The organism is Hymenobacter guriensis (genome assembly GCF_015773195.1).
Taxonomy (GTDB): Bacteria; Bacteroidota; Bacteroidia; order Cytophagales; family Hymenobacteraceae; genus Hymenobacter; species Hymenobacter guriensis.
The window spans coordinates 146,298-172,936 of the sequence record NZ_JADWYK010000004.1 but is presented as its reverse complement, the minus strand read 5'-3'; the positions used below and the strand labels follow the sequence as shown (position 1 = coordinate 172,936).

The window sequence follows — 26,639 nt, the reverse complement described above, 5'->3', positions numbered from 1 at the left end:
GGGTTGCTCCAGGTTACTTATCCGCTCTATTCTATCACCCTCACCAGCCGTAAAGCTGGTGCCGGCCTTCCGGAAGTAGCGTGTCTCATTTTTTACCTTTTTTCAATTTCTACTTATGGCTGCTAACACTGCCGATACCCTCAAAACCCAGGCCGACTGCGACGCTGCAACGGCCAGCCTGACCCTGGAGCTGCGTACCTACCAGCACCGTGACTACAACCTGAACTACGCCGACGAAAACGCCGCGACGCAGGCCACCACCAACGCCGCCCGTCTGGCCAAGGCTACTGCCGACGTAGCGCGGTATACCGAGGACCTGGCCCGCCCGGGCCAAACGCCCGCCGAGAAAACCCGCACCCAGCTGGCTCTCATCACCGCCACGGCCCAGCGCGACCGGTACGCTCTCACCAGTGAGGCCCTCACCGGCGCATCCGCCTACCTCTCCGACGTAGACGCCGACCAGATTGACGCGCAGGTAGCCGTGCTCACCGCTGCCAAAGCCGCCGTAGCCGCTCACCGCGCTACGCTCTCGGCATAGCGCCCGCACAGGCACAACACCCAAACGGCCTCCCCGCACCACGCCGGGAGGCCGTTTTATTTGGGGCAGTAGGGGCGGGGCTTGCCCCCGCCCGTCGTATGAGTGGGCATTGCCCGGGTATGGTCGAACGGCAGGTAGGGGCGGGGCTTGTCCCCGCCCGCCGGATAGGTGGCATTGCCCGGGTATGCTCGAACGGCGCGGGTGGCGGGCGGGCGCAAGCCCCGCCCCTACGGGTGACGGTTTGTACCCAAAATGTAGCTTGTCCGCACGGCGCGGATGGCGGGCGGGGGCCAGCCCCGCCCCTACGTATTGTTCCAGCGACTGGGGTTTTCGAGGAGGTAGCGGCGCTGGGCATCCAGCTCGGCGGGGTTGCGGATGATTCGCTCGTAGTAATTGCGCTGCCAGCACGAAGGCGGCGCCGGCTGGCCCGCGGCAAGCCGGGCTGCGCGCCAGCGCCCGTAGCAGCGCGACTTGAAGGCGCCCACGGCCTGGTTTAAGCCTACAGCCCGGTTGCGGGTAAGTACCAGAATCAGGTGCAGATGATTGGGCATCAGTACCCAGGCATCCAGGCGGATGGTGGGGTGGTGCCGGGGTATAGCTTCTACCTCGGCTACTACCAGCTCACCCAGCTCGGATAGCTGCAACGGCTCATCGGGGAGCAGACTGCCGAACAGATGGGCTTTGTCACGGGCACAAATCGTAAGCGCATAATACCCCGCCATCCGATAATCGTAGCCGTCGTAGCGAATGCTGCGGCGTTCGGGCAGTGGGTCCATAGGGGGCAGTATTGTTGGGGCAGGGCCTGGCTATCCGAAGATACTCATTTGTGGATGGCGGGGCCTGCCCCTGCCCGTCGTATGGGTGGGCGTTGCCTGGGTATGGTCGGACGGCGCGGATGGCGGGCGGGGGCAAGCCCCGCCCCTACTTTGAACGGTGCATCGGCATCCGCGCCGTGGCTCAGTGCATGTTCCGCTGCTCGATGCGCTGGTGGAAGGCTTCGGTATAGGCGTCGCCGACGGGAATGACGGCCTCGCCCAGGTAGATGCGGTTGGTGCGGATGGAGTCTATCCAGCCCAGGGCCACGATGAAAGAGCGGTGCACGCGCACAAACTCCTGGGACGGCAGCCGCTCCTCGAAAGCCCGCAGGGAGTTGAGCGTGAGCAGGGGCTTGGAGGCCCCGGCCAGGTGAATCTTCACGTAGTCCTTGAGGCCTTCGAGGTAGCGGATGTCGCGCAGGTTGATGCGCTGGGTGTGGTAGTCGGCCTTCACGAAGATAAAGTCATCGGCGGGCCGGACCAGGGCCGGCGCGGGCGGCGGGGCTGCTTCTACCGCCGCAGCGGGGGCCAGGCGCTCCTGCACTTTCTGGGCGGCTTTCAGAAACCGGTCGAAGGCAATGGGTTTTACGAGGTAGTCCACGGCATCGAGGTCGAAGCCTTCCACGGCGTACTGCTCGTAGGCCGTGGTGAAGACCACCAGCGCGTTGGGCCGCAGGGTGCGCACAAACTCCACACCCGTGAGGTCGGGCATCTGCACATCCAGAAACAGCACGTCCACCGGCTCGCGCTGGAGTACTTCCAGGGCTTCGAGGGCGCTGCGGCAGGAACCCACCAGCTGCATAAACGGCACGCGCTCCACGTAGCTGGCCAGCAGGCGCAGGGCCAGGGGTTCATCGTCAACTAAGAGGCAGCGGAGCATGGGGCAGGATCAGGGTAAGGGTGATGGTAAAGTCGTCGGCGGTGGGCTCGATGCGCAGCTCGTGACGGCCGGGGTACAGCAAAGCCAGGCGCTGCTCCACGTTGTGCAGGCCCACGCCCGAGTCGCGGGGCTGGTCGGGGCGGGGCGCCTGCGGAAAGCGACGGTTGTGCACCCGGAAGCGCAGCTCCGTATCCGATACGTGCAGTTCCATGCGGATGGCCGAGGGGTGGCGGTAGCTCACCCCGTGCTTGAAGGCGTTTTCCACAAACGGAATCAGCAGCATGGGCTCGATGTGGCGCCCGGCCAGTTGGCCCTCCTGGTGGAAGCTGATGAGCACGTCCTCATCCAGGCGCAGGCGCTGCAGGTCCACGTAGTTCTGCACGTACTCCACCTCCTTGGCCAGGGCCACGCGGGGCGTGTCGGCCTCGTAGAGCATGTAGCGCATCAGGTGGGAAAGTTTGAGAATGGCCTCGGGTGCGTCGTCGGACTTGAGCTGGGCCAGGGAGTAGATGTTGTTGAGCGTGTTGAACAGAAAGTGCGGGCTCACCTGCGACTTCAGGAAGGCCAGCTCGGCTTCCAGCTTGTCGCTCTGCATCTGGCGCCGCTGCCGCTCGTTCTCAAACCACTCACCCGTGATGCGCAGCCCGCTGCTCACCAGCCACACCAGCACGTTCACCAGCAGAATAACGGCCCGGAAACGGTGCTGGTCGGCCACGGTGAGGCCGGGGCGTGGGGGCGGGGTGCTGCCAATACCCACCCAGTGCGCCGACATAGGCAGGGTGCAAATGAACAGCAGCCCCACCACGGCCGCGAAGTAGGGCGCAAACCGCCGCCGCGCCAGCAGCTTCGGAATGAGTACCCAGTAGTTTACGTAGAACAGCAACGCCATTTTGGCGGCCGGCCACAGCGTACGCCCCAGGTTGAAGTGCGGGGTGGGGCCGGAGGAAGAGGCCAGCAGCATCCAGGGCAGAAACAGCAGCCCCGCCCACACCCCCACGTGGATGAGCAGGTGCGTGAGGTGCTGCTTGGTGATAAGCCGGGCCATAGCGCAGAGCGGAAATGAAACAGTGAAACCGGGCGCCCTCCGGCGCCCAGCCTGGGGCAGGATACGAAAATAGCTCCGAAAGCTGCGTCCGGTGGCCGACACTCTGCCATCGGCCCGGTTTCGTCGGCCAACCTACCGGGTTTACCGGCCGCGCCGCCGGGCCGGAAACGCAAGGCATCCAGGAATGAGAAACTCTGCATTGGGGCGCCGCGGCGGCTAGCGGTGGTCGTTGCGTTGCTGGGCTTTGCGGCTTACTTTTTTGCGAAACATCCTGCCCGCCATTGTCTTCTCCGAACGCAAAAAGGCCCGAACCAGCAGCGGTTCGGGCCTTTTCTACTGCCGGCAAGCCAGCCTACGACTCGCTTACCACGATTTTCTGAATCTCGTCGTTGGCTTTGATCTGGTCAATTACGTCCAGGCCTTCCACCACTTTGCCGAAGCAGGTGTGGTTGCGGTCGAGGTGGGCCGTGTTGTCGCGCGAATGCACGATGAAGAACTGGGAGCCCCCGGTGTTGCGGCCGGCGTGGGCCATGCTCAGCACGCCGCGGTCGTGGTACTGGTTGCCGCCTTTCAGCTCGCAGTCGATTTTGTAGCCGGGGCCGCCGGTGCCGGGCGTGCCGGAGGCGCCATCACGGGAGTTGGGGCAGCCGCCCTGAATCACGAAGTTGGGAATTACGCGGTGGAACTTCAGGCCGTCGTAGAAACCCTTCTGGGCCAGGTCGGTAAAGTTTTTCACAGTGTTGGGGGCGTCCTGCTCGTAGAACTCAACTTTCATTACCCCTTTGCTGGTGTGGATTTCGGCGGTTTTCATGGTGCTTGAACTGGATGGTGGAGTGTGGGCCAGCCGGGCCGGCCACGTGGGGCAAAGGTAGCCAATTTGCCGGGGCCAACATCCGGCGCCCCGTGGTGGTTCGTAGGCAGCAAGGCAGTGGTATATTCGCCGCCGCTGTTCTGCTTTTCGTTTTACTTCTTTGCCTACACCCCCGTTTTTACTTCTATGAACAAGATTACGCGTAGCGCGGCCCTGGCTTTCTGCGCAGCCGGCCTGCTGCTGGCCGGCTGCGGCACCGACCAGCCCGCCACCGAAGCTAGCACCGAGCCTGAAGGCATGACTTTTCAGGACTCCGCTGCCATGAGCACCGACTCGGCCCGCATGGGCAAGCCGCAAGGGGTAGAAGTGGGGGGCGCCCGCATGACGCCGGACAAGGACCTGGTAGCCAACGCCGTCAACTCCAAGGAGCACACCACGCTGGTTTCGGCCGTGCAGGCCGCCGGGCTGGCCGAAACGCTCAAAGGCCCCGGCCCCTACACGGTTTTTGCCCCCTCCAACGCCGCCTTCAACAACCTGCCCTACGGTGCTATGGCCGGCCTGATGCGCCCCGAAAGCAAGGAAAAGCTCCAGGGCGTGCTTAAGTACCATGTCATCCCCAGCCGCATCATGGCCGCCGACCTGCGCGACGGGCAGCAGCTAACCACCCTGAGCGGCGACAAGATCAAAGTGTCGGTGAAGGATGGCAAGGTGAAAATCAACAACGCCAACGTGACCATCTCCGACGTGGTATCCAGCAACGGCATCACCCACGTCATCGACCAGGTGCTGCTGCCCCCGGCGGAGTAAGTTGAAAAGGTGATAGGTGATAGGTGACAGGTAACACGTAACAGGGCAGAAGGGAAGAAAGTACACCCTGTCACCTGTCACCTGTCACCTTTTCAACTTACTTCCGGTTGTCCTCGGCTTGCTGCATGCTCACGTAGCTGTCGTAGCGGGGAAGGGCAATGCGGCCCTGGTCTACGGCCTCGCGCACGGCGCAGCCGGGCTCGTGCAGGTGCTGGCAGTTGTGGTAGCGGCACTGGTTGAGCAGGGCGCGCATTTCGGGGAAGTAGTGCGCCAGCTCGCCGGCCTTCATGTCTACCAAGCCCAGCTCCTTGATGCCGGGCGTATCGATGAGGTAGGTGCCGGGGCGTACTTCCAGCATTTCGGCGAAAGTGGTGGTATGTACGCCTTTGTCGGAAAACGCGCTGATTTCGGCGGTTTTTAGCTCCAGGTCGGGTACCAGCGCGTTGATGAGCGTGCTTTTGCCCACGCCCGAGTGGCCCGAGAGCAACGACACTTTTCCATCGAGCAGAGCGTCTACATCGGCTATGCCCTGGCCGGTGTGGGCCGAGCTGCGCAGGCTGGGGTAGCCCACGCGCTGGTACATTTCGGCAATCTGCTCCTGGTATTCGGTCAGGTCCTCATCGTAGAGGTCTACCTTGTTGAAGATGAGCGTGACCGGAATGTGGTAGGCCTCGGCCGTGACGAGAAACCGGTCGATAAACCCAAACGAGGTAGCCGGCGACACCAGCGTGACCACCAGCAGGGCCTGGTCCAGGTTGGCGGCCACAATGTGGGCGTGCTCCGTCTTGTGCACCGAGCGGCGGATGATGTAGTTGCGGCGCGGCTCGATATGGTGAATCACGCCTGCGCCTTCGGTCTGCTCTTCCACCGTGAAGTCTACCTGGTCGCCCACCGCCAGCGGGTTGCTCACCTTCAGGCCTTTGTGCTTGAACTTGCCGCGCAGCCGGCAGCGGTGCAGCTGCCCCGTGCCGGTTTCGCGCACCAGGTACCAGGAGCCGGTAGATTTAACGATGGTTCCAGTCATAAGGTGAGGTGGTGACTTAGTGAGTTTGATGTTCTAATGGGGCAATTTGGACAGGTGACGCTAGCATAACAGCAAACTCACTAAATCACTAAGTCACCATCTCACCTTTCCGCCAACCATTGCATGATTTTGTTGGTAGCGCCGCTGTGGTCGTGCACGTAGTCGAGGCTGAGGTCCTGCACCTTTAGGCGGGCTTCTTCGCTGCGGAATAGAGGCGCGAAGGCCGTAAGCAGCTCCTGCGCCGTGTTGATGGGAAACGCGACGCCCAGCTCCACCAGGTCCTGTGCCTCCTGAAACTTGTGGTACGTAGGCCCGAAAAACAGCGGCAGCCCAAACGCGGCAGCTTCCAGGGTGTTGTGCAGCCCCTTGCCAAACGCTCCGCCGATGTAGGCAAAGTGCCCGAACCGGTACAGCTGGCTGAGCAAACCCACGTTGTCCATCAGCAGCACGCGGGCTTCGGCCACGGTAGCTTCGGTTGCCTGGGAGTAGCGCACCACCCGGCCCGGCAGAGCTTCTTCCACCAGCCGCAGGTTGGTTTCGCTGATTTCGTGCGGGGCCACGATAAACCGCAGCTGCTCCTGGTACTGCGCCAGCAGCGGCCGGAGCGCCGGCAGATCCTCAGGCCAGCTGCTGCCGATGATGAACACCGGTGCCCAGTCGTCGGTGAAGGCATCTACCAGCGGCAAGGCGCGGGGCGGGGCTGAAGCCGTACGAACCACGGTGTCAAAGCGCGTGTCGCCGGCCACGCTGGCCTGGGTGATGCCCGCACTGCGCAGCAGCTCCACGGAAGCCGCGTTCTGGGTGAAAATGTGCGTGAAAGAACCCAGGATGCGCCGGAAAAAGCCACCCCAGGGCTGAAAGAACGTTTGCTCGGGCCGGAAAATGGCCGACACGCAGATGGCCGGAATCTGCCGCTCGCGCAGCTCGTGCAGGAAGTGGTACCAGAACTCGTACTTCACAAACACCGCCAGCCGGGGCCGCACCGCGTCCAGAAACAGGCGGGCGTTATCGGCCGTGTCGAGGGGCAGGTAGAACACGTAGTCAGCCCCGGGCCAGTTTTTGCGCACTTCGTAGCCCGAGGGCGAGAAGAAGGTAAGCACCAGCTTGTGACCGGGGTGGCGGCTGGTGTAGGCCTCCATGAGCGGGCGGCCCTGCTCAAACTCGCCCAGCGAGGCGCAGTGAAACCACGCCAGCGGTGCCTTCTCCGCCCGCAGTGCCGCCTGAATGCGTGGCAGCAGCTCCTGCCGGCCCGCCAGCCACTGGGCGGCCTTGGGCACAAACGGAGCCACCAGCCGCAGCAGCAGCGCATACAAATGCAGGGCTATGGAATATAGAACAACCAAGATCTAAGAAGCGGTATCGGGTTCAGGAGTAAAAACCGGGCGCACCATGCGGTAGTTCAGCAGGGCCACGCCCCGTATTACCGGGTGCTGCTCCCGCTCCACCTCAAAACCGTAATGAGCGAAAAAAGGCCGAGCCGTGCGGCTGGCATCGGTATACACCAGCTGCAGCCCCAGCTGGGCGGCCTCGGCCAGCAGCGCATGCAGGAGCAGGCGGGCCACGCCCTGGCGCTGGTGCCGCACACTCACGAACATAAAATCCAGGTAGCCATCCGGAACCAGAGACGCAAAGCCCGCCAGGGCTCCATCGGCCTCGGCTACCAGAAAATGCTGGGCCTGGATTTTAGCTTGCCAGCCAGCCAGGTTCTGCCAGCCGCCGCGCCACGCTGCCACCTGCGCCGGCGAGTAGTCGGCGGCATTTACTTCGGTGATGGTGTCATAAAACAGCTGCCCGATGCCGGCGGCATCAGCAGCCGTGGCCCGGCGGAGTAGCATGGCGCAAAAGTACGCGGTTCCGCGGGCTGTGCGGCATGCACACTAAAAAAGCCCCAACCGCAACGGTCAGGGCTTTTTTTCAAGTTTCCAGTTGCTGGTTTTTAGTTTCTGGTTGTTGGTTTCAGAATTCCTTGACAAACCAGCAACTAGAAACTCACTATTAGTGGGCAGCGTGCTTGCCAAGGTAGCTGGCTACGCCTTCGCGGGTAGCCGACATGGCCTCTTTGCCTTCTTCCCAGTTGGCGGGGCAAACTTCGCCTTTCACCTCGAAGTACTGCAGGGCATCTACCATGCGCATCGCCTCGTCGATGCTGCGGCCCAGCGGGCCGTCGTTTACTACCTGGTGGCGCACGATGCCGTCTTTGTCAATCAGAAACAGGCCGCGGTAGGCCAGGGGCGAGCCTACGAAGGTCATTTCGCCGGCTTCGTTGTAGTCGTAGTGGCCGCCCAGCACGTCGTAGTTGGCGGCAATGGTTTTGGAGGCATCGGCCACCAGCGGGTACGTTACCCCCTGGATGCCGCCGTTGTCGCGCGGGGTCTGCAACCAGGCAAAGTGGGAGAAGTGCGTATCGGTAGAGCAACCCACGATGGCCACGCCCTTGGCCTCAAAATCGGCCAGACGGTCCTGGAACGCAATGATTTCGGTGGGGCACACGAACGTGAAGTCGGCGGGGTAGAAGTAGAAGATAACGTGCTTCTTGCCCAGGTACCGGTCGAGGGAGAAATCCTCCTCGAATTCCCCGTCGATGACGGCGGTTGCTTTGAAAGAAGGAGCGCGTTTACCTACGAGAACTGCCATTGGAAGGGGTAATGAAGTGAAAAAAGTGAAGGGGAATTAGGTGAAATGAGGTGACAGGTGAGAAGGTGACACGTTGCAGGAGCAGGAGGCTAGTCATTTAACGTGTTACCACATCACCTGTCACGTGTTACCTTATTGCCGGTAATGTGCAGCGAAAAGGAGTGGGGCTGGAAGTTCTGCAGGCCTTTGGCGGCAAAGAACCCGCGGATTAGTTCGTCCAGCTGCGGGTCGCAGTAGTCGATGATTTCCTGGGTGTCGGTGCAGAACAGGTGGTGATGCTCGGTGCAGTCGGCGTCGTAGCGGCGGGAGGCACCCTCGGCCGAGGCCACGCGCCGCGTGAGGCCGGCCTCCACGAAAGAGTCCAGCGCCTTGTACACCGTGCCCAGGGAAATAGAGGGCGCGGCCTCAGCTACGCGGCGGTGTACCTGCTCGGCCGTGGGGTGGCCCGGCAACACCAGCAGGCTCTCCAGAATAACGAGGCGCTGGCGCGTGGCCCGCAGGCCTGCCTGGGTTAGCCGCTCGCGCAGTTGCCCGGCCGTAGGCAGCGCCGTGGCGGCGTGAATGTGGTCAGAAGAATGGCTCACCAGATAAGAATGATTCTCCGCAAAGATAAGGCTATAAGCCGCCGCCAGGCAAAATTGTTTCCAATTGACCTTGCAGGTAGGGCAAGCTGACTATTTCCTGCTATAGAGGGCGTTGCTATGGAGGGCGTTTATCCTTTACCGCCCCTTGAACTCCGGTGGGCGTTTCTCGAGGAACGCGGCCATGCCTTCCTTCTGGTCTTCGGAGGCGAAAGTGAGGTAGAAGTTTTTGCGCTCGAAGTTCAGCCCCTCGTCTAAGTGCGTTTCAAACGAGCGGTTCACGGATTCCTTGGCCAGTCGTGCTGCCACCGGTGACATGCGCGCTATACCGGCCGCCAGCCGGAAGGCTTCTTCCAGGTACTGGCCCACGGGCACCACCCGGTTGATAAGGCCGTAGCGCAGGGCTTCCGGCGCCGAAATAGGTTGGCCGGTAAGCACCATTTCCATAGCCCGCGCCTTGCCCACGGCCCGCGTGAGGCGCTGGGTGCCGCCCCCGCCGGGCATGATGCCCAGCCGGATTTCGGGCTGCCCGAACTGCGCCGTTTCCGAGGCCACAATCATGTCGCACACCATAGCCAACTCGCAGCCGCCGCCCAGGGCAAACCCCGAAACGGCCGCAATAAGCGGCTTGTGCGTCCGTCGGATCTGCTCCCAGAGGCTGATTTGATCAATTTCCAGCATCTCCACCGCCGTGCGCTCCGACATAAACTTGATGTCGGCGCCGGCCGCGAAAACCCGCTCCGAGCCCGTAAGTACAATAACCCGCACGGCCGGATTGGCGCACAGCTCCTGCAGGGTCCGGGCAATTTCCTGCATCAGGTCGTAGTGCAGGGCGTTCAGCTCCTTGGGGCGGTTGAGCTGTACCAGAGCCACGTGCGGCCGGGCCTCGGGCGTGACGGTTAGAAACTGCGGGGTGGAAGACATCGGTTTTTGTTTTATGGGGAGAGAGACCGTCATGCCGAGCGCCGCCGAGGCATCTCGCGTGCTTATGTTGCAATGGTAAGATACCACGCTAGCGAGATGCCTCGGCGGCGCTCGGCATGACGGTCTTCATCTATTATTACAGCAACTACGCGCCGCGGCTCACGAACTGGAACGTCTGGCGGGTGCGCTGCTCCAGCAGCAGGTCGCGGCCCTGAGTGAGGCGCTGAATGCTGGCCGCGTCGTAGTTCTTGATGGTGTACAGCTCCAGGCCAGTATTGTAGTGGATGGTAAACTGCTCGTAGAGCATGTCTAAGAGCCGGTCGAGGCGGTAAGCCGAGAAATCGGTGCAGACGGAAAAGCTGATGGCTGAGTTCTGCATCAGGTGAATCTTGAGCCGCACCTGCGCCAGCGCCCCGAAAATCACCTCCAGGTTTTCCTCCGAAATAAACGTGAGATCTTTCGACTCGAAGGAAACCAGGCACTGGCCCGTTTTGCGGATAAAGGCCGGCGGCAGGGAGTCGTGGCGGCAGTCGTGGATGATGGTGCCCTCGGCCGTGGGGTCCAGAAACGACTTTACCAGCAGCGGAATGCGCTTGACGGCCAGCGGCTTGATGGTTTTGGGGTGAATGACGGAGGCCCCGTAGTACGCCATTTCAATGGTTTCCTGGTAGCTGATTTCCGGGTAGCGCACTGTATCGTCGAAGATCTTGGGGTCGGCGTTCAGCAGGCCCGCCACGTCCTTCCAGATGGTGACAGATGAGGCCTGCAGGCAGTGGGCAAAAATGGCGGCGGTGAAGTCGGAGCCCTCCCGGCCCAGCGTGGTGGTCTGGCCGCTGCCGGTTCCGCCCAGGAAACCCTGCGTGACTACCGGCCCGCGCGGCAACAGCGGCGGCACCGCGCTTCGGATGTTCTGCTCCGTGGTGGCCCAGTCGAGGCGGCCTTCGCGCCAGAGGTGGTCGGTGCGGACGAGGGGACGGCAGTCGAGCCACTGCGCGTCCAGGGCCCGGCTCACGATGCGCGTCGCCAGCAGCTCTCCAAAGCTCACGACCTGGTCGTACTGCCGGTCGTAGTCGCCGGGTTCGAGGGCGCCCAGTTGGTCTTCCAGCTCCTGAAACAACGCCCGCAGCGCCTCGTCGGCTGCCGCTTCGGTGGGGCCAAACAGCTCGTCGGCCACGGCGTAGTGAAACGCGCGCAGGCTGTGCAGCTGAGGGCCGTAGTCGAGGTGGGAGTGGGCGCGGTGATAAAGCTCCTCCAGGGCGTTGGTGGTTTTGCCCATAGCCGATACCACAATCAGCAGCGGGGCGCCGGCGGCGTGCTCGCGCGCAATGTGGCAGAGGTTGCGAATGGCGGCGGCGTCTTTCACCGAAGCGCCCCCGAACTTGTAGACCTTGAGTTGATGCGGCTCGTGCATGGCCCAAAGGTAGGAGGAAGGCCGGTTTCTGGCTAGCGCGGGCCGAATTTGAAGTGGCTCAAGGGGCGCCAGCGAATTTTCGTTAATGGTCAGTCAGGCAAATTGGCTACTTTTGGGGCCACCCAAACCCATCATTCCCCGCATTCTATGACTCTCCACGACAAACTGGCGCTGCCCGTCGGTACCACCCTCGACCGGTTTATCATGCGCAAGCAGGAAGACTTTCCCTACGCCACTGGGGAACTGTCGCAGCTGCTGCGCGATATTGCGCTGGCCGCCAAAATCGTGAACCGCGAAATCAACCGCTCCGGCCTTATCGACATTGCTGGCGCCTACGGTAACCGCAACGTGCAGGGCGAAGACCAGCAGAAGCTCGACGTCATTGCCAACATCCGCTTTATCCGGGCCCTGCGCAACGGGGGCGAGGTGTGCACTATCGTGTCGGAAGAAGATGAGGACATGATTCAGACCGGCAACGTGCAAGGCAAGTACGTGGTAGCCATCGACCCACTCGACGGCTCCTCCAACATCGACGTGAACGTGAGCATCGGCACCATTTTCAGCGTGTACCGGCGCGTGTCGCCCACCGGCACCGAAGGCACCGAGCAGGACTGCCTGCAGACCGGCACGCACCAGGTGGCCGCCGGCTACGTGATTTACGGCTCCAGCACCATGCTAGTGTACACCACCGGCAACGGTGTCAACGGCTTCACCTACGAGCCAAGCCTGGGTGAGTTCTTTCTCTCGCACCCGCACATCACCTCCCCCCAGACCGGCGCTATCTACTCCATCAACGAAGGGCTGTCGAACGACTTCACGGAGGGCGTGCGTGAGTTCGTGGCGTACTGCAAGCAACAGAACTACTCGGCCCGCTACATCGGCTCCCTGGTGGCCGACTTTCACCGCAACCTGCTCAAGGGCGGTATTTATATGTACCCGGCTACCCGGCGTGCGGCCAAAGGCAAGCTGCGCCTCATGTACGAATGCAATGCGCTGTCGTTCATTGTGGAGCAGGCGGGCGGCAAGGCCAGCAACGGACAGCAGCGCATCATGGAACTGCAGCCCCAGACCCTTCACGAGCGGTGCCCGTTCTTTATCGGCTCCACGGAGCTGGTGGAAAAGGCCGAGGAGTTCATGGCCCGAGAGTATGCCGAACTGGCCGAGCAGAAGTAGCCTAACGTAAAACCCAAACAAAAGCGGCCCGGAAAACTTCCGGGCCGCTTTTGTTTGGGGAGGCTGACTGCGGGGTTATTCCACCGTTTTTTTGCTGCGCGCCTTGGGTTTGGCTTCCGTCGCTTCTTCTTTTGTTTCCGCCATCGGAGCTGCCACTTCGGCGCTGGTAGCGTCCGATTCGGCTGCCGCTTCATCCGGCGTGGCGGCAGCAGCGTCGTAGGGCAGGGCTGTGCTTACGAGGCGGTACCAGGTCACCAGTTTCTTGATGTCCGACATGTACACGCGCTGGCGGTCATAGTCGGGGATGATGGTTTCCATGAACGAGGTCAGGTCCCGGTCGTCCGACTTATTGGTGAGCGAGAAACTCTCCCCGTAGTGCTGGCGGATGCGGTCAAACACCTCGGCCAGCGGCACCGTCTGGTCGTAGTCCTGGGTGTAGATGGAAATTTCGTGGAGCAAAGACACCTTGTTGCGGGCCGAGGCCACGGAGCGGGCCGCCTTCTCGTCGAGGGTTTCCACGATAACGCCGGCCCGGGTGGGGCGCACGAGGCGGTAGAGGCCGGGCATTCCGCTGATGGCGGCTACCTCCTTCAGATCATAGGGCATAAAAAAGCAGTTGGTACGAAACGCAAAGTTACTGAGTAGCGGCCTGACCCGGCGCCGACAGCTTGAACGCAATGGGCAGGTTGGTGAGAATGGCGTAGTCGGGCTTGTTGAACTTGAGCAGGCGCACGAGGCGCAGGGCCTCCTCGCCGCAGCCCCCGCCCACCTGCTTTACCAGCTTCACCCCCGACATCGTGCCGTCGGTATTCAGGGTGAAGGAAACGATGCAAGTGCCCTGAATGCGGTTGCGCCGGGCCATAATGGGATACTTCAGCTCCTGGTTGATGAAGGCATACATGGCTTCGGCCCCGCCTTCGTAGTACTTGGCGGCTGATACAATACCCGCCGGGCCAGCCTGCGCCGGGGCCGGAGCAGCCGTGGCGGGCGCCGGAGCTGCCGGAGTGCCTTGCTGCGCCAGGGCCGGCACCGTAGCCAGGAAACCAAGGGCCAGCGCGCAATAGAATTTTTTCATGGGAGAAGAAAATGGGAGGTAGGAAACAAGAGAGGAACCCCGAATTTATTTTCGGGCTATTTTATGACCCTGTTCAAATTTACGCATTATCCGGGTTTTGTGCGAGCTGTTGATTTACTTCCTCAATAAATGTCAGCACATCGTCGCGGCCGGTTTTTTCGGAGGCGGAGGTAATAAACAGCCTTGGCAATTCGTCCCAGGTTTCGCCGAGTTTTTGAGTGTAGCTGGCTACATTTTGCTGGGTGCGTGAAGCCGACTGTTTATCGGCTTTCGTAAATACCAGCACAAACGGGACTTCCATGGTGCCCAGCATTTCAATAAACTCTAGGTCGGACACCAGCGGCGGGTGGCGCGAATCGATGAGCACGAACACGCAGCTAAGGTTGGGCCGCTCCCGCAGGTAGAACCTAATCATTCGTTCCCAGGCCGTACGAGAGGTTTTGCTCACCTTCGCGTAGCCGTAGCCGGGCAAGTCTACCAGGTACCAGGTGTCGTTGATGATGAAGTGATTTATCAGCTGCGTCTTGCCGGGCTGGGCCGACGTCTTGGCCAACCCCTTATGCCCCGTCAGCATATTGATCAGGGAAGATTTGCCCACGTTGGAGCGACCAATAAATGCATATTCCGGCTTGTCGGGTACCGGGCATTGGTCGACGCGGGTGTTGCTGGTTAGGAATTTGGCCGAGCGAATCAGCATAAAGAAAAAAAACGGTTGACGGCAAAAGTAACAGAATGGCTACGGATGCTGAAGTAAATATTTTCGTGGATTTTCTTGTAGTTTACAAAGGCAGGCTATATTTGCACCGATTACTGTACTGTGTGATATGGTATTAGTACTAGAAAAATACGGGGCCGCTTCCCTTCAAGCACCTTTTTATCAAGGAGTTTGGAGAGAATATATAGGGGGCATACCGTATTGTAAAAAGTATATCTTTGTCCGTAGCGGTTGAGGTACTTCCTCGGGTTTCCCACCGCTTTCGGGCATTTTACCCTCATTCTTTTACAGGGATGCTAACCTTAAAAAGGCATTTCAGTATAAGGGTGACCTTTAAAAACCAGCCTTGCCGTCGAGGCAGGGTTATTTCTTCCTGAACTTCCGTCATATTCCCCAAATTTTCTCTCCAATGGACAACGTAGTCAGAAGGTTATTAACGGCTTCGTGCGCCTTCGCCCTTGCTACGGCAGTAAGTCAGCCAGCTCTGGCCCAAAGCACCCGTAAGCAGCTGAAGACCGCAAACAAGTTCTTCGACTTAGAAAATTACCGGGCGGCTATTCCTTACTACGAGCAGGTACTGGCCAAAGAGCCCAATAACGCCGTAGCCCTGTTCCGCGCTGGTATTGCCTACATGTCCTTTGACAAAGAAAAGGCCAGCGACTACATCTACAAGTCCCAGCGCCTGAAAAAGAACGTCTCCAAGGATGTAGAGTACTGGCTGGGCCGGGTAGACCACCTCAACTACAACTTTGATGAGGCCATTACTCACTACCAGGCCTACAATGCCACGCTGAAAAAGAAGGACACCCGCAAAGCGGAGCTGGCCCAGCTGATTCAGCACAGCAAAAACGCCAAGGTGCAGTTCAACACGCCCAAGGACATCTTTGTAAAGAACCTGGGCCCCACCATCAACACCCCATTCTCGGAGCACAGCCCCGTAATTTCGAACGACGACAAGCTGCTGCTCTTCACCTCCCGGGGTGAAAACGTGACCGGCGCCAATGCTTCGGCCGCCGACGCCAAAGAAGGCAAAGGCAATATTGCTGCCGATGGTGAGTACTACGAAGACATCTTCGAAGCCAAACGCATAGACGACGAGAACTGGGAAAAGCCCCGTTCCCTGTCCGGCGTGCTCAACGGCAAAGGCCACGATGCTTCCATTCAGGTGTTCGACAACGACACCAAGATGCTCATGTACCGGCAGGATGAAGGTGGCGACATCTTCTACTCCGAAAAAGCCGGCGGCGACTGGACGGAGCCCAAGAAGCTGAACAACAACATCAACTCGAAGCAGTTCGAGTCCGATGCGTACATCACGCCCGACGGCCGCACCATCTACTTCTCCACAGGCAAATACTCCGAGGACGGTACGCTGGACATCTACTACGCTAACCGTCAGCCGGGCGGCGACTGGGGTGAGGCCAAAACCATTGGCAACGCCATCAACACCAAGTACGACGACGACAGCCCGTTCCTGAGCAAGGATGGCAAGACGATGTATTTCTCCTCTCGCGGCCACAATACCATGGGCGGCTACGACATCTTCAAATCGGAGTGGGACTCGATTGGCAACAAGTGGGGCCGGGCTGAGAACATGGGCTACCCCATCAACACGCCCGACGATGACAGCTACTACCGTTTGTCGCCGGATGGCTCGTACGCCTACCTGTCATCGTACCGCATTGGCGGCTACGGTGAAAAGGACATCTACACCATCAACTACATCAAGAACGTCATCATCCGTGGTAAGGTCTTTTCGGCCCGCGACAGTGTGACGGTAGTTCCGGGTGCAGAACTGGTGTTCAGCGGGACTACTGCTGCGAAGGAAGTTCTCAGCTACCGCGACGTAACCAAGCCCGATTCCGGCAACTACCAGGTAACCGTGCTTTCGGGCCGTACCTATCAGGTGGCCGTGTCGAAAGACGGCAAGAGCATTGAGACGCAGGAATTTGCCGTTCCTATCGTTACCAACGACTCCACGGTTATCGAGAAGAACTTCTACGTGCCGTATGTAGATACGACGACAACTAATCCCGATCAGTTCAAGAAAATCTACTTCGATACCGACAAGTATGCTTTACGGCCGGAGTCGATTAAGGAGCTGAACAACATCACCCGTATTCTGAAAGCCAACACGGGCCTGAACCTATCTATCGAAGGCCACTGCGACTCGCGCAACACGGACGAGTACAACATCGTGCTGGGCCAGAACCGCGCCAACGCAGCATACAACTTCCTGAAGAAGAACGGTATTGCTGAAACTCGCCTCGTGACGACCAGCTACGGTGAGCGTCGCCCTGATGCTCCGAACGATTCGCCGGAGAACATGCAGCTGAACCGCCGCGTGGAGTTCCGCCCGATTCTGAAGGAAGGTGAAACCATGCCGAAGCTGAACCCCGGCACGGGTACGGGAGCTGGCACTGGCGCCGGTGGCGCTACGGGCACTGGCACGGGTACCCGCACGGGAGCAAGCAGCACTGGCACTACCCGGAGCACTGCGGCCCCGCTGCAGCCCGGCAAAAGCAAAGTGAAGATGGCCGACGGCACCAAGGTGAAAACCAAAGTAGACGAGGATAGCGACAAAGTGAAGGTGAAAACCGAAGGCCCCAACGGTCAGGAATCGAAAACCGTCTACAAAGAGGGTGAAATCGATGCCAAGACCAAAGACGAAACCGGTAAAACCAAGCTGCAGATTGAAGGTGCCGCCCCGGCAAACCTGACGACTCCGGCTACCACTACGCCTGGCACTACCACGCCGGCCACCACTACGCCGGCCGACTCGACTACGGTGAAACCGTAACGTGCACATCATCAGAAACTAAAAAGGGTCGGGCCGTGTGCCCGACCCTTTTTTTTAACATAATCCCGGCCACGGCGTTAAGTTTGAGCAATTCGGCGCCCTTTCCTTCGTTGTTTCCCTGAAGTATGTCCGTAGTTCCCTACAAAGATGATGCTGCCGGCAAGAAGTCGCAGGTGGCGCAGATGTTCAACAGCATCGCCGGCAAGTATGACTTTCTGAACCACTTTCTGAGCGCGGGTACCGACATCTACTGGCGGCGCAAGGCGGTAAGTGAGCTGAAAGAACTGCGGCCGGCCCGCATTCTGGATATTGCCACTGGCACCGCCGACTTCGCCATTGAAACCCTGCGGGCTGCTTCGGATGATGCGCAGATTACGGGCGTGGACATCTCAGAAGGCATGCTGGAAGTGGGGCGGCGCAAGCTGGCTGCCAAAGGCCTGAGCAACCGCATTCAACTGGAGCTGGGCGACTCCGAAAACCTGCCGTTTCCCGACGACCACTTCGACGCCGTAACGGCTTCCTTTGGCGTGCGCAACTTCGAAAACCTGTCGAAGGGCCTGGCCGAAATGCGGCGCGTACTGCGGCCCGGGGGTAAGCTCGTGATTCTGGAGTTTTCCAAGCCCACGGCCTTTCCTATGAAGCAGGCCTACAACTTCTACTTTCAGCACATTCTGCCGGTGTTCGGCAAGCTGATTTCCAAAGACCGCGCCGCCTACACCTACCTGCCCGAGTCGGTGCAGGCCTTTCCCGACGGCAGCGCTTTTCTGACCATTCTGGCCCAGGTGGGCTTTAAGACTACTGCATGGCAACCCCTCACGTTCGGTATCAGCTCCATTTATACCGCCACCAAGTAGCGGCCCTGCTGCTGGCCCTGGGCCTGCTGGCGGGCCACGCGGCCGAGGCGCAAAGCCCTACCCGGGCCCGGCGCGGGCGCAATGGCAACGTGAAAACCCTGTTCGTGAACAACCTGCCGGGCTACGATGACAAGTGGTTTCACGGGGGCTTTCAGCTGAACGTAAGTGCCACGCGCTTTCGGGTGGAACACTCCCCGCGCTACACCCAGAGCCGGGAGGTGTCGGCCAACGCTATTATGAGCCCGAGCTTTGGGGTGAACTTCGTGGGGGATGCCCGGCTGGCGGATTTCTTTACCTTACGTTTCACACCTGGGGTAGAATTCTCCAACCGCCGCATTGAGTACAAGCCGCTTTCCTACTCCCCGGCCGATTCCATCAAAACGCAGGAAGTAGGGGGCACGGTGCTGGAGTTTCCGTTGCTGCTCAAGTTTCACTCGGAGCGGCGCCGCAACTCACGCATGTACCTCATTGCCGGGGCCAAGGCCAGTGTGAGCGTCACCAACCGCCGCCAGGACCCCGAAACCAGCGTATTGCGCACCGCCGGCACCGATTACTCCCTGGAATATGGTGTGGGCATGGATTTGTTTTACCCGTTCTTCAAGTTTGCCCCCGAACTGCGCTTTTCCCACGGCCTGCCCAACGTGCTGCAGAATAACTCCGATGTGTACAGCCGCAACCTGCAGCGCCTGCGCACCAACGCCGTCACGCTCTACCTGAATTTTGAATAGTGGGATGGCTGAATAGTTAAATAGGTAATCGAAACCAAGCGGCCCGAAAATCATTCAACCATTCAGCCATCTAACCAGAAAACGATTCAACTATGCCTATTGCCCTGATTACGGGAGCTTCTTCGGGAATTGGCCGCGCTACGGCTGTGGTACTGGCGAAAGCCGGGTTTTCGCTGATCCTGACGGGCCGCCGCCGGGAGCGGCTGGAGGAAGTGGCCCGGCAGCTGGCTTCTACGCCCACGCACCTGCTGGTTTTTGATGTGCGCGACCAGGCCGCTACGGAAGCGGCCCTGGCCGGTCTGCCGACGGAGTTTGCCGATATCGACGTGCTCATCAACAATGCCGGCAATGCCCACGGCCTCGGGCCCATCCAGGAAGGTAGCGTGGCCGACTGGGATGCCATGCTGGATGGCAACGTGAAAGGCCTGCTCTACGTGAGCCGGGCCGTGCTGCCGGGCATGACGCAGCGCCAGCGGGGGCACGTTATCAACATCGGCTCCATTGCCGGGCACGAAGCCTACCCCAACGGGAATGTGTACTGCGCGTCCAAAGCAGCCGTGGCCATGCTCAGCAAGTCGATGCGGCTGGACTTGCTGCCCCACGGCGTTCGGGTAGCCGAGGTAAACCCCGGCGCCGTGCAAACGGAGTTTGCGCAGGTGCGCTTCAAGGGCGACGAAGAGCGCGCCGCCGCCGTGTATAAGGGCTTTCAGCCGCTAACGGCCGAGGATGTGGCCGACGTAATCGGGTTTATGGTAACGCGCCCGCCCCACGTGAACATTGCCGAGGTGCTTTTGCTGCCGGCCGCCCAGGCTTCCACCATGCACTTCCGCCGCGAGGGCTAACGGTTAGTTGAAGAAGGAATAGCGCAAAAAAACAGTAGGGAGCGGGACTTGCCCCCACCCTACGGCGTAATGGGGAAGAGACTAGGCTTCGGCGTGGAGCTGGCGCAGCACGTTGGCATTCAGCTCGTGGCCGCCATCGAAGCGCAACACGGTAGGTGTGCAGCCCAGACCGTGCAGGAAATCCTGTTGGGCGGCAAAGTCCGCTTCGGAAATGTATTGGTCGTGGGTGCCGCACACCAACGTGATAGGCACGCGCCGCGCCAGGTACGAGGCCACGGAGAAGTCGACATCGGGCGGAAAGGCGCCGGCCCAGAGTACCAGCCGGGCCGGCCGGAACCGGGCCTGGACCAGCCAGCGCCCCACCGTGGCGGAACCCTGGGAAAACCCCAGCACCGTGACGCGCACATCGGCCGACACCTGCGCCAGCAGGCTTTCCGTGAGCTGATTGAGGTAAGCCACGTAATCCTCAATTTCCGTTAGCCGGTCTTCGCGCGTATCCAGGTAGCGCCTCCCCGGCCGCTGGTGCCCTGCAGGTAGAAGCGGGAGAGGCCCTCCGGCGCCACCACTACCAAAGCCGGGTTGGCGTCGGTGAGGGCGGTGAAGTGGCGGATAAAGTACTGCGCCAGCTGCCCGTAGCCATGGCACACCACCCACAGTTGCCGGGTATGCGGCCCCAACTCGCCCGCCTGAAAGTAGCGGGCCGTGCGCGATACGGCAAGATGATGCTCCCGGGCAGCGGACATGCGGTGAGGTGGTGAAATAATGAGCACGTTCGATTCAATCCCCAAACCCGTTTGGGCCAACCGTAGCGGTAAACTGCGGCAGCACCCGGATGGTCCTCTGGGGACAACCAGATGTCCTCGAAGGACGTCCGTTCCTCCTCGGAGGATCATCGTTGCACTTCGGAAGCTCTCCTTTGGTCACTCGAGGACGTCGGATGGTCCTCCGAGGACCATCGTTGTACGTTAGAAGCTCTTCGTTGGTCCTCGGAGGACCATCATTGTACTTCGGAAGCCCTCGGGTAGTCCTCCGAGGACCAAGGCCGCACCAGCAAGCCTGTCGTTTGTTCCTTCCAGGAGCAACCGGCCGGGGGCGTCAGGGGCGGGCGGGCAGGTCGTCGGCGGTGAAGCCGAAAGGCAGCAGGTCACTGAGGCGCTGGAAACGGTGGATAGTGCCATGGGGACCGGGCAGCAGCAGCGGAATGGCCTCGCCCTGGCGGTGCTCGTACTCGGCCATTACCTGGCGGCAAGCCCCGCAGGAAGAAACCGGCACGAAGCTGCCGGCGGCGGGGCGGGCGGCCACGGCCATACCCCGGATGCGGCGCGTGGGCTGACTGGCGGCCAACCCAAACAGGGCCGTGCGCTCGGCGCAGAGGCCGGACGGGAAAGCCGCGTTTTCCTGGTTGGTGCCCCGAAAGATGGTGCCATCATCGAGCAGCAGGGCCGCGCCCACGTGGAAGTGGGAGTAGGGGGCATACGCGTGGTCGGTGGCGGCGCGGGCGGCCTGCCAAACGGCAGACTCGGCGGGCGAAAGTTCGGCTTCGGAGGTCAGCACCTCAACCGAAATAGTGAGCGTATGCAGGTAAGCCATTGGCAGCAAAAGATAAACTTACCAAGGCCAAACCGCGGCCCCGGCGCAAGAAGGGGCGGTGAATGTACAACATTTCCGGGTTTTTGCGGCCTGACTTCCTGAAATACTTTGGCCGCCTGACGGGGAGGGTTCAGGAGTTTTTTCCGATACTTGACCCCTGATTCCCACCCCGGGCGGCACCCGTACGCGCCGCCCTCACCTTCCGCCCCCTTCATGACCCGCATTCTGTTGCTCGGCGCCGGCCGCTCGGCCTCCTCCCTTATTCAGTACCTGCTGCGCCACGCCCCCCAGGAAAACTGGCAGCTGACCATTGGCGACGTCAATCCCGCCGCCCTGCATACGCTGTTGGCGCCGCACCAGGCCTATGCGCGGGCCGTGGCCTTCGAAATTGCGGATGCGGCTTTGCTGGACGCTCTAGTACTGGTGGCGGATATCGTGGTGTCGATGATGCCGGCTTTGTTTCATCCGGTAGTGGCCCAGGCCTGCGTGCGCCACGGACGGCACCTGGCCACGGCCAGCTACGTGAGTCCTGAAATCCGCGCCTTCGACGCCGAGGCCCGGGCGGCGGGCATCACCCTGCTGATGGAGTGCGGCCTCGACCCCGGCCTCGACCACATGTCGGCCATGCAGGTGATTGAACACATCCGTGCGCAGGGCGGGAAGCTTACCTCGTTTAAGTCGTACTGCGGCGGGCTGCTGGCCCCCGATTCGGAGGGCGACAATCCGTGGAAGTACAAGTTCACCTGGAACCCGCGCAACGTGGTGCTGGCCGGGCAAAGCACCGCCAAATACCTCGAAAACGGCCACCCGCGCTACATTCCCTATCAGCACCTGTTTGGCCGCACCGAGCAGCTGCAGGTGCCCGGCTACGGCGCCTTCGACGGGTACGCCAACCGTGACTCACTCAGCTACCGTCAGCCCTATGGCCTGGACGATATACCGACCATCCTGCGCGGCACCCTGCGCCGCCCTGGCTACTGCGCCGCCTGGCACGCGCTGGTGCGGCTGGGCCTCACCGACGACGCGGTGCATCTGGCCAACGCCGCCGATATGCCCTGGCAGGCGCTGATAGCGTCGTATCTGCCGACAGCTTCCACCGAAACCGACATTGCCGCCCGCTGCGCCGCCTACCTGGGCCTGGCCGCCGACGGGGAAGAAATGCAGCGCCTGCGTTGGCTGGGCATCTTCACCGACCAACCCGTGGGCCTGGCCGACGCCACGCCCGCCCAGCTGCTGGAACTGCTGCTCACGGAAAAGTGGGCTCTGCAGCCCCAGGACCACGATATGATTGTGATGCAACACCTGTTTGCCTACGAGCTGGCCGGCCAAAGCTACTGGCACACCTCGTCGTTGGTAGTGCTGGGCGATGATGCCGTGCATACGGCTATGGCCAAAACCGTAGGCCTGCCGCTGGGCATGGCTGTGCGGCGGCTGGCGCGGGGCGAGGTGCAGCACCGGGGCGTGGTCATTCCCACTCACGCCGACCTATACGAGCCCATTCTGGCAGAGCTGGCCCAGGACTACGGCATCCGCTTCGTGGAAGAAACCGGCGTGAGTGCGCCGGCTACAGTGCCAGGTAGAACGGCCGTAGCAGCGTCCTGAATTCGGCCGAGTACTCGTTGTCGTCGTGTGTAGTACGAATTATTAGTTCCGTTTCCTGCACCGGCTGGCTTGTCAAACTGAAGGCGGTGATGTGGCGTAGCGGCTTGCTGCCGGCGCGGTGGCGTAGTACCAGCCGGGTGGCAGGGTAAAGGCCAGCATGGTGAGCGAGTTGCGCAAACTCCTGCATTTCCGGGGACGGCAGCAGCACCGTGAGGCGGCCAGTGGGCGTGAGGTGGGCGGCGGCAAACCCGGCCAGCTCCGCGAAGCTGAGCGTGTCCTCGGCGGAGTGGCGGGCCGTGGTGCGCCGGGCATCGGGCGAGCGGAGCGACTGGCGGAAGAACGGCGGGTTGCAGAGAATATGGTCGAAGACGGCGGGGTGGGTGGCGGCAAAGTCGGCCAGGCTCCGGGCGTGGATGCGTATCCGGTCGGACCAGGGGCTGGCTTCTACGTTGCGGGCGGCCTGGGCGGCGGCCAGCGGCTCCAACTCCACGGCCTCAATCTGCGCGGCGGGATTGCGCTGAGCGGTCATCAAAGCCAGCAGACCGGTGCCAGTGCCAATATCCAGGATTCGTCGGGCCCCGGCCACGTCGGCCACTGCCCCCAGCACGCAGGCATCGGTACTGACTTTCATGCCGCACGCGGCCTGCTCGATGCGGAACTGCTTGAACTGGAAAAAGTCGTTAGCCACGGGCGGCTTCAATCAGCTCGTAGCCTTCGTCGATGAGCAGCCGGCCCTGGGTGGCGCTGCGCACAGCCAGCTGGTCGCACCGCTCATTTTCGGGGTGGCCGTTGTGGCCGCGCACCCAGCGAAACTGCACGTTGCGCTGGCGGTAGATTTTCAGAAAGCGCCGCCACAAGTCCTCATTGGCTTTTTTGCCGAAGTCGGGTTTCTGCGCCCAGCCAAACACCCAGCGCTTTTCCACGGCATCCACCACGTACTTGGAATCCGTGACGACGGTGATGGGCAGCTCGGGGCGCGTAATGGCTTCCAGGCCCACAATCACGGCCAGCAGCTCCATGCGGTTGTTGGTGGTGAGGCGGAAGCCCTCGGTCAGCTCTTTCTCGTGCTGGCCAAAGCGCAGGATGGCGCCGTAGCCCCCCGGTCCCGGGTTGCCCCGCGAAGAGCCATCGGTAAAAAGGTAAATCATGGTGGTTGGGGACTTGGGGACTAAGGGACTTGGGGATGTAGTTTGATGTTCCGAAAAACAACGTGTTGTTGCACGTCAAACCAAGCCCCCAAGACCCTAAGACCCCAAGTCCCGTTCAGTTAAAAGTTTTGCTTGAACAGCTTGATGGCAATGGCCAGCAGGATGACGCCGAACACGCGGCGCAGAATGTCTTCGCCGGCTTTGCCCAGCTTGCGCTCAATCCAGGCCGAGCTGCGCAGCACCAGGTACACAAACACGAGGTTGGCCACGATGCCCACCAGCACGTTGGGCAGGGAGTACACTGCCCGCAGGGACAGCAGCGTAGTCATGGTGCCGGCCCCCACGATGAGCGGGAAAGCCAGCGGCACGATGGAGCCGGTGCCGGAGGCCGTAGGATTGTGCCGAAACAGCTCCACACCCAGAATCATTTCCATGCCGATGAGGAAGATGATGATAGAGCCCGCCAGCGCAAACGACTGCAGATCCACGCTGAACAGCGCCAGAATGCTTTGCCCCAGAAACAGAAACGCCACCATCAGCACGCCCGCCACCAGCGTGGCCACCTCGGAGCGAATGCGCCCCTCGCGCTGCCGGATCTGAATGATAATCGGGATGGAGCCCAGAATATCAATGATGGCAAACAGCGTGAGCGTGACGGACGTAATTTCTTTCAGGCTGAACATGGCAAAGGTGAAGTTGTGAAAAGTGAAATTGTGAAGGAGAAAATGGAATTTTGGCCGACACTCTCAGACCTTTCACAACTTCACCTTTCACAAATTCACCCTTGGATCAGGCAAATTCCTTGGCGAAAAACTGCACCAGCTGCTCGAAGGCTTCGTCGGGAATGGCGGGGAAGTTGGCGATGCGCAGGGAGCCGGACTTCCAGCTGCCGTAGCCGTTGCCGAGCTGCAGGCCCTGGGCCAGGGCGCGGCGCTTCACCTCATCAATCAGCGCGGGCGCGCCCTGCAGGCCGATGACGGTGGTGGAGCGCGTCTCGGGGTTCATTACCAGCGGGGTAAGCTGGGTGGCTTGGTCGAAGTAGTCGTAGAGCTTGGCGGCCCGCTCCGTGAGGTGCTGGTGCACGGCCTTGATGGGCGCACGCTCCTGCAACATGCGGCTTAGTAGGTAGATGCCCAGCACGTTAGGCGTGTAGTTCGTCTGATAGTTCAGCATTTTCTCGTACTGATGCACGAGGCTGTTGTAGTGCGCCCGCTCGTTGATTTTGCGGAAACGCTCCACCGCCCGGGGCGAGAGCAGCATCACCGACAAACCCGCCGGCAGCCCGAAGCACTTCTGCACCGAGCCGTACCAGATATCGGCCTTGATGTACTTAAGCTGAATGCCGGCCAGCGAGGAAGTGGCATCCACGGCTAACAGCGCGTTGCCGGGAAGGCGGTTGAACAGGTTCAGGATGAACCCGTCGCGCAGCTGGGTGGCATTGCTGGTTTCATTCTGGGTGATGCACACTAGGTCGGTTTGCGCGTCCAGGGGCAGCTTGCTGATTTCGGGCAGCTCGTCCAGCCCGAAGGTAACGGCCGAGGAAGCCGGCCGCAGAGCCTTGGCATATTCAAACCACTTCTCGCCAAACGCGCCGTTGTAGATGTGCAGGCTTTTGGTGGGCGTGAGGCTTTGGGTGAGCACCTCCCAGCACTCGGTGGCCGAGCCCATCAGAAACAAAGTGTAGTCCTGAGGTACGTTGAGGCGGGTTTTCAGATCGGTTACCGTCTGGCGCAGCAGGGTAGTGAACCGCTCCCCGCGGTGCGGGGCCGAAAGCCAGCCCTCGTCAAAGGCATCCTGCAGATACTGGCGCACCTGCGGGTAAACGGCCGACGGCCCGGGATTGAAAGTATACATAGGTGAGGAAGTCAGAAGAAGAAAGGCAAAGGTAGGAGGTAGATAATGTGGAAAATGTGAGAAAGGTGGAAGAATGTAAGAAGTGATGGATGCAACGACCAATTAATGTCTCTGCCCATTTATCACATTTGCCACATTCATCTCACACCTTAAACCCCACGCGCTTGGGGCGCAGGCCGTCGAAGTAGTGCAGGGCTAGCTTGTAGCTTTCGAGCTTGAAGCCGGCAATGGAACCCACGCAGTTGCGGCCGATGAGGCTTTTCTGGCGGAACTCCTCGCGGGCGTGCAGGTTGCTCAAGTGTACTTCCACCACGGGCGTGTTGATGGCGGCCACGGCATCGGCCAGGGCCACGCTGGTGTGCGTGAAGCCGCCCGCGTTCAGGACCACGCCGTGGTAGGTGAAGCCCACTTCGTGCAGCTTATCGATGAGCGCGCCTTCGTGGTTGCTCTGGAAGTATTCGAGGGTGAGGTGCGGAAAGGCTTCGCGCAGCTCGGGCAGGTAGTCATCGAAGGAGCGGGAGCCGTAGATGCCCGGCTCGCGGTGGCCCAGCAGGTTGAGGTTGGGGCCGTTGAGCAGAAGAATTTGCATGGATAAATAGTGCTTAGTGCGTCGTGTCTGGTGCTTGAGTGGCGGGCAGCAGCGGGTTGAGGTAGACCAAAGACAAACTGTCTGATCATAAAACAGTCTGGTAGCCTATTCGCTTACTGCCCGCCAAAGTACGCTTCCTTACCTTGTGGCGGCAAAGTTTCCGTGGCAGAATTCTTTCGTTTGCAGGAAGTCTACGCAT

30 protein-coding genes are annotated in these 26,639 nt (G+C 60.8%); 8 read left to right on the top strand and 22 right to left on the bottom strand.

The features are described from left to right. Nucleotides 1–115: 115 nt before the first annotated feature. The gene (locus I5L79_RS08760; RefSeq protein ID WP_196954659.1) at nt 116–538 is read left to right on the top strand and encodes a hypothetical protein; all 423 of its coding nucleotides are present in this window, start codon (nt 116–118) and stop codon (nt 536–538) included. A 302-nt stretch (nt 539–840) separates the two neighbouring features. Here the strand turns inward: I5L79_RS08760 and I5L79_RS08750 are convergent, their stop codons facing one another. The 4 genes from I5L79_RS08750 to I5L79_RS08735 all read right to left on the bottom strand — a co-directional run bounded on the left by I5L79_RS08750 (nt 841) and on the right by I5L79_RS08735 (nt 4,089). Further along, complete coding sequence (locus I5L79_RS08750; RefSeq protein ID WP_196954657.1) at nt 841–1,314, bottom strand: transposase; 474 nt, start codon at nt 1,312–1,314, stop codon at nt 841–843. 181 nt (nt 1,315–1,495) lie between these two features. Next, complete coding sequence (locus tag I5L79_RS08745; RefSeq protein ID WP_196954656.1) at nt 1,496–2,233, bottom strand: LytR/AlgR family response regulator transcription factor; 738 nt, start codon at nt 2,231–2,233, stop codon at nt 1,496–1,498. Further along, nucleotides 2,211–3,278: a sensor histidine kinase gene (locus I5L79_RS08740; RefSeq protein WP_196954655.1), complete on the bottom strand. Its 1,068-nt coding sequence runs from the start codon at nt 3,276–3,278 to the stop codon at nt 2,211–2,213. Before I5L79_RS08740 ends, I5L79_RS08745 begins: the two co-directional genes overlap by 23 nt. A 352-nt stretch (nt 3,279–3,630) precedes the next feature. Continuing rightward, entirely contained in the window at nt 3,631–4,089 is a 459-nt protein-coding gene (locus I5L79_RS08735; protein ID WP_196954654.1) for a peptidylprolyl isomerase, read from the bottom strand. A gap of 186 nt (nt 4,090–4,275) precedes the next feature. Between I5L79_RS08735 and I5L79_RS08730 the strand changes: the two genes are divergently transcribed. Then, nucleotides 4,276–4,896 carry a fasciclin domain-containing protein gene (locus I5L79_RS08730; RefSeq protein WP_196954653.1) on the top strand — a complete coding sequence of 207 codons (621 nt, stop codon included), beginning with the start codon at nt 4,276–4,278 and terminating at the stop codon, nt 4,894–4,896. A gap of 97 nt (nt 4,897–4,993) precedes the next feature. Here I5L79_RS08730 and rsgA read toward each other — a convergent pair whose 3' ends face one another. The 7 genes from rsgA to I5L79_RS08695 form a co-directional block, all read right to left on the bottom strand. Then, a complete protein-coding gene (gene rsgA, locus I5L79_RS08725; RefSeq protein WP_196954652.1) occupies nt 4,994–5,920 on the bottom strand; it encodes a ribosome small subunit-dependent GTPase A in 927 nt (308 codons plus the stop codon). Between the two features lie 101 nt (nt 5,921–6,021). After that, nucleotides 6,022–7,263 (bottom strand): 3-deoxy-D-manno-octulosonic acid transferase, encoded by a 1,242-nt coding sequence (locus I5L79_RS08720; RefSeq protein ID WP_196954651.1) that lies wholly within the window; start codon nt 7,261–7,263, stop codon nt 6,022–6,024. 3 nt (nt 7,264–7,266) lie between these two features. Beyond that, on the bottom strand, nt 7,267–7,755 hold the full coding sequence (locus I5L79_RS08715; RefSeq protein WP_196954650.1) for a GNAT family N-acetyltransferase: 489 nt from the start codon (nt 7,753–7,755) through the stop codon (nt 7,267–7,269). Nucleotides 7,756–7,915: 160 nt separating this feature from the next. After that, on the bottom strand, nt 7,916–8,554 hold the full coding sequence (locus I5L79_RS08710; RefSeq protein ID WP_196954649.1) for a peroxiredoxin: 639 nt from the start codon (nt 8,552–8,554) through the stop codon (nt 7,916–7,918). Between the two features lie 113 nt (nt 8,555–8,667). Next, a complete protein-coding gene (locus I5L79_RS08705; protein ID WP_196954648.1) occupies nt 8,668–9,138 on the bottom strand; it encodes a Fur family transcriptional regulator in 471 nt (156 codons plus the stop codon). A 135-nt stretch (nt 9,139–9,273) separates the two neighbouring features. Then, nucleotides 9,274–10,059, bottom strand: coding sequence for an enoyl-CoA hydratase-related protein (locus I5L79_RS08700; protein WP_196954647.1), 786 nt, complete (start codon nt 10,057–10,059; stop codon nt 9,274–9,276). 145 nt (nt 10,060–10,204) lie between these two features. Next, nucleotides 10,205–11,470 (bottom strand): aspartate kinase, encoded by a 1,266-nt coding sequence (locus tag I5L79_RS08695; protein WP_196954646.1) that lies wholly within the window; start codon nt 11,468–11,470, stop codon nt 10,205–10,207. A 147-nt stretch (nt 11,471–11,617) separates the two neighbouring features. Here I5L79_RS08695 and fbp point away from each other — a divergent pair, with 147 nt between their 5' ends. Then, the gene (gene fbp / locus I5L79_RS08690; protein WP_196954645.1) at nt 11,618–12,643 is read left to right on the top strand and encodes a class 1 fructose-bisphosphatase; all 1,026 of its coding nucleotides are present in this window, start codon (nt 11,618–11,620) and stop codon (nt 12,641–12,643) included. A 75-nt stretch (nt 12,644–12,718) separates the two neighbouring features. Here the strand turns inward: fbp and I5L79_RS08685 are convergent, their stop codons facing one another. The 3 genes from I5L79_RS08685 to yihA form a co-directional block, all read right to left on the bottom strand. Continuing rightward, nucleotides 12,719–13,249: a DUF5606 family protein gene (locus I5L79_RS08685; RefSeq protein WP_196954644.1), complete on the bottom strand. Its 531-nt coding sequence runs from the start codon at nt 13,247–13,249 to the stop codon at nt 12,719–12,721. A 28-nt stretch (nt 13,250–13,277) separates the two neighbouring features. Beyond that, the gene (locus tag I5L79_RS08680) at nt 13,278–13,718 is read right to left on the bottom strand and encodes an energy transducer TonB (RefSeq protein WP_196954643.1); all 441 of its coding nucleotides are present in this window, start codon (nt 13,716–13,718) and stop codon (nt 13,278–13,280) included. A gap of 79 nt (nt 13,719–13,797) precedes the next feature. Then, nucleotides 13,798–14,415 carry a ribosome biogenesis GTP-binding protein YihA/YsxC gene (yihA, locus tag I5L79_RS08675; RefSeq protein WP_196954642.1) on the bottom strand — a complete coding sequence of 206 codons (618 nt, stop codon included), beginning with the start codon at nt 14,413–14,415 and terminating at the stop codon, nt 13,798–13,800. A 427-nt stretch (nt 14,416–14,842) separates the two neighbouring features. On the opposite strand from yihA, the gene I5L79_RS08670 reads away from it, so the two are divergent. The 4 genes from I5L79_RS08670 to I5L79_RS08655 all read left to right on the top strand — a co-directional run bounded on the left by I5L79_RS08670 (nt 14,843) and on the right by I5L79_RS08655 (nt 19,657). Continuing rightward, on the top strand, nt 14,843–17,233 hold the full coding sequence (locus I5L79_RS08670) for an OmpA family protein (RefSeq protein ID WP_196954641.1): 2,391 nt from the start codon (nt 14,843–14,845) through the stop codon (nt 17,231–17,233). 125 nt (nt 17,234–17,358) lie between these two features. After that, the gene (gene ubiE, locus I5L79_RS08665) at nt 17,359–18,087 is read left to right on the top strand and encodes a bifunctional demethylmenaquinone methyltransferase/2-methoxy-6-polyprenyl-1,4-benzoquinol methylase UbiE (RefSeq protein ID WP_196954640.1); all 729 of its coding nucleotides are present in this window, start codon (nt 17,359–17,361) and stop codon (nt 18,085–18,087) included. Continuing rightward, the gene (gene porT, locus I5L79_RS08660) at nt 18,036–18,815 is read left to right on the top strand and encodes a type IX secretion/gliding motility protein PorT/SprT (protein WP_196954639.1); all 780 of its coding nucleotides are present in this window, start codon (nt 18,036–18,038) and stop codon (nt 18,813–18,815) included. Before ubiE ends, porT begins: the two co-directional genes overlap by 52 nt. Nucleotides 18,816–18,907: 92 nt before the next feature. Next, nucleotides 18,908–19,657, top strand: coding sequence for an SDR family NAD(P)-dependent oxidoreductase (locus tag I5L79_RS08655; protein ID WP_196954638.1), 750 nt, complete (start codon nt 18,908–18,910; stop codon nt 19,655–19,657). A gap of 81 nt (nt 19,658–19,738) precedes the next feature. On the opposite strand, the gene I5L79_RS23255 is transcribed toward I5L79_RS08655, so the two are convergent. The 3 genes from I5L79_RS23255 to cdd form a co-directional block, all read right to left on the bottom strand. Beyond that, nucleotides 19,739–20,116, bottom strand: a complete 378-nt coding sequence (locus I5L79_RS23255) for an alpha/beta hydrolase (RefSeq protein ID WP_317191370.1) — start codon at nt 20,114–20,116, stop codon at nt 19,739–19,741. Nucleotides 20,117–20,133: 17 nt separating this feature from the next. Beyond that, nucleotides 20,134–20,400 carry a hypothetical protein gene (locus I5L79_RS23250; protein ID WP_231402995.1) on the bottom strand — a complete coding sequence of 89 codons (267 nt, stop codon included), beginning with the start codon at nt 20,398–20,400 and terminating at the stop codon, nt 20,134–20,136. A 352-nt stretch (nt 20,401–20,752) separates the two neighbouring features. Continuing rightward, nucleotides 20,753–21,247, bottom strand: a complete 495-nt coding sequence (gene cdd, locus I5L79_RS08645; protein WP_196954637.1) for a cytidine deaminase — start codon at nt 21,245–21,247, stop codon at nt 20,753–20,755. Nucleotides 21,248–21,460: 213 nt separating this feature from the next. Here cdd and I5L79_RS08640 point away from each other — a divergent pair, with 213 nt between their 5' ends. Beyond that, nucleotides 21,461–22,849, top strand: a complete 1,389-nt coding sequence (locus tag I5L79_RS08640) for a saccharopine dehydrogenase C-terminal domain-containing protein (protein WP_196954636.1) — start codon at nt 21,461–21,463, stop codon at nt 22,847–22,849. On the opposite strand, the gene I5L79_RS08635 is transcribed toward I5L79_RS08640, so the two are convergent. The 5 genes from I5L79_RS08635 to aroQ all read right to left on the bottom strand — a co-directional run bounded on the left by I5L79_RS08635 (nt 22,812) and on the right by aroQ (nt 26,440). Then, nucleotides 22,812–23,537: a tRNA1(Val) (adenine(37)-N6)-methyltransferase gene (locus I5L79_RS08635; RefSeq protein WP_317191369.1), complete on the bottom strand. Its 726-nt coding sequence runs from the start codon at nt 23,535–23,537 to the stop codon at nt 22,812–22,814. The genes I5L79_RS08640 and I5L79_RS08635 overlap by 38 nt on opposite strands. Then, nucleotides 23,530–23,997, bottom strand: coding sequence for a ribonuclease HI (rnhA, locus tag I5L79_RS08630; protein ID WP_196954635.1), 468 nt, complete (start codon nt 23,995–23,997; stop codon nt 23,530–23,532). Before rnhA ends, I5L79_RS08635 begins: the two co-directional genes overlap by 8 nt. Before the next feature lie 119 nt (nt 23,998–24,116). Further along, on the bottom strand, nt 24,117–24,680 hold the full coding sequence (locus I5L79_RS08625; RefSeq protein WP_196954634.1) for a MarC family protein: 564 nt from the start codon (nt 24,678–24,680) through the stop codon (nt 24,117–24,119). A 106-nt stretch (nt 24,681–24,786) separates the two neighbouring features. After that, nucleotides 24,787–25,851: an aminotransferase class V-fold PLP-dependent enzyme gene (locus tag I5L79_RS08620; protein WP_196954633.1), complete on the bottom strand. Its 1,065-nt coding sequence runs from the start codon at nt 25,849–25,851 to the stop codon at nt 24,787–24,789. A gap of 142 nt (nt 25,852–25,993) precedes the next feature. Beyond that, a complete protein-coding gene (gene aroQ, locus I5L79_RS08615) occupies nt 25,994–26,440 on the bottom strand; it encodes a type II 3-dehydroquinate dehydratase (protein ID WP_196954632.1) in 447 nt (148 codons plus the stop codon). Nucleotides 26,441–26,639: the final 199 nt, after the last annotated feature.

Coding starts and splice junctions, on each gene's coding strand:
- I5L79_RS08670 (WP_196954641.1), top strand. CDS start 14,843: ATGGACAACGTAGTCAGAAGGTTATTAACGGCTTCGTGCGCCTTCGCC.
- I5L79_RS08710 (WP_196954649.1), bottom strand. CDS start 8,554: ATGGCAGTTCTCGTAGGTAAACGCGCTCCTTCTTTCAAAGCAACCGCC.
- rnhA (WP_196954635.1), bottom strand. CDS start 23,997: ATGATTTACCTTTTTACCGATGGCTCTTCGCGGGGCAACCCGGGACCG.
- ubiE (WP_196954640.1), top strand. CDS start 17,359: ATGTCCGTAGTTCCCTACAAAGATGATGCTGCCGGCAAGAAGTCGCAG.
- cdd (WP_196954637.1), bottom strand. CDS start 21,247: ATGGCTTACCTGCATACGCTCACTATTTCGGTTGAGGTGCTGACCTCC.
- I5L79_RS08680 (WP_196954643.1), bottom strand. CDS start 13,718: ATGAAAAAATTCTATTGCGCGCTGGCCCTTGGTTTCCTGGCTACGGTG.
- I5L79_RS08695 (WP_196954646.1), bottom strand. CDS start 11,470: ATGCACGAGCCGCATCAACTCAAGGTCTACAAGTTCGGGGGCGCTTCG.
- I5L79_RS08715 (WP_196954650.1), bottom strand. CDS start 7,755: ATGCTACTCCGCCGGGCCACGGCTGCTGATGCCGCCGGCATCGGGCAG.
- yihA (WP_196954642.1), bottom strand. CDS start 14,415: ATGCTGATTCGCTCGGCCAAATTCCTAACCAGCAACACCCGCGTCGAC.
- rsgA (WP_196954652.1), bottom strand. CDS start 5,920: ATGACTGGAACCATCGTTAAATCTACCGGCTCCTGGTACCTGGTGCGC.
- I5L79_RS08735 (WP_196954654.1), bottom strand. CDS start 4,089: ATGAAAACCGCCGAAATCCACACCAGCAAAGGGGTAATGAAAGTTGAG.
- fbp (WP_196954645.1), top strand. CDS start 11,618: ATGACTCTCCACGACAAACTGGCGCTGCCCGTCGGTACCACCCTCGAC.
- I5L79_RS08625 (WP_196954634.1), bottom strand. CDS start 24,680: ATGTTCAGCCTGAAAGAAATTACGTCCGTCACGCTCACGCTGTTTGCC.
- I5L79_RS08760 (WP_196954659.1), top strand. CDS start 116: ATGGCTGCTAACACTGCCGATACCCTCAAAACCCAGGCCGACTGCGAC.
- I5L79_RS08730 (WP_196954653.1), top strand. CDS start 4,276: ATGAACAAGATTACGCGTAGCGCGGCCCTGGCTTTCTGCGCAGCCGGC.
- I5L79_RS08745 (WP_196954656.1), bottom strand. CDS start 2,233: ATGCTCCGCTGCCTCTTAGTTGACGATGAACCCCTGGCCCTGCGCCTG.
- I5L79_RS08655 (WP_196954638.1), top strand. CDS start 18,908: ATGCCTATTGCCCTGATTACGGGAGCTTCTTCGGGAATTGGCCGCGCT.
- I5L79_RS08700 (WP_196954647.1), bottom strand. CDS start 10,059: ATGTCTTCCACCCCGCAGTTTCTAACCGTCACGCCCGAGGCCCGGCCG.
- I5L79_RS23250 (WP_231402995.1), bottom strand. CDS start 20,400: ATGTCCGCTGCCCGGGAGCATCATCTTGCCGTATCGCGCACGGCCCGC.
- I5L79_RS08750 (WP_196954657.1), bottom strand. CDS start 1,314: ATGGACCCACTGCCCGAACGCCGCAGCATTCGCTACGACGGCTACGAT.
- I5L79_RS08740 (WP_196954655.1), bottom strand. CDS start 3,278: ATGGCCCGGCTTATCACCAAGCAGCACCTCACGCACCTGCTCATCCAC.
- porT (WP_196954639.1), top strand. CDS start 18,036: ATGGCAACCCCTCACGTTCGGTATCAGCTCCATTTATACCGCCACCAA.
- I5L79_RS08640 (WP_196954636.1), top strand. CDS start 21,461: ATGACCCGCATTCTGTTGCTCGGCGCCGGCCGCTCGGCCTCCTCCCTT.
- I5L79_RS08685 (WP_196954644.1), bottom strand. CDS start 13,249: ATGCCCTATGATCTGAAGGAGGTAGCCGCCATCAGCGGAATGCCCGGC.
- I5L79_RS08620 (WP_196954633.1), bottom strand. CDS start 25,851: ATGTATACTTTCAATCCCGGGCCGTCGGCCGTTTACCCGCAGGTGCGC.
- aroQ (WP_196954632.1), bottom strand. CDS start 26,440: ATGCAAATTCTTCTGCTCAACGGCCCCAACCTCAACCTGCTGGGCCAC.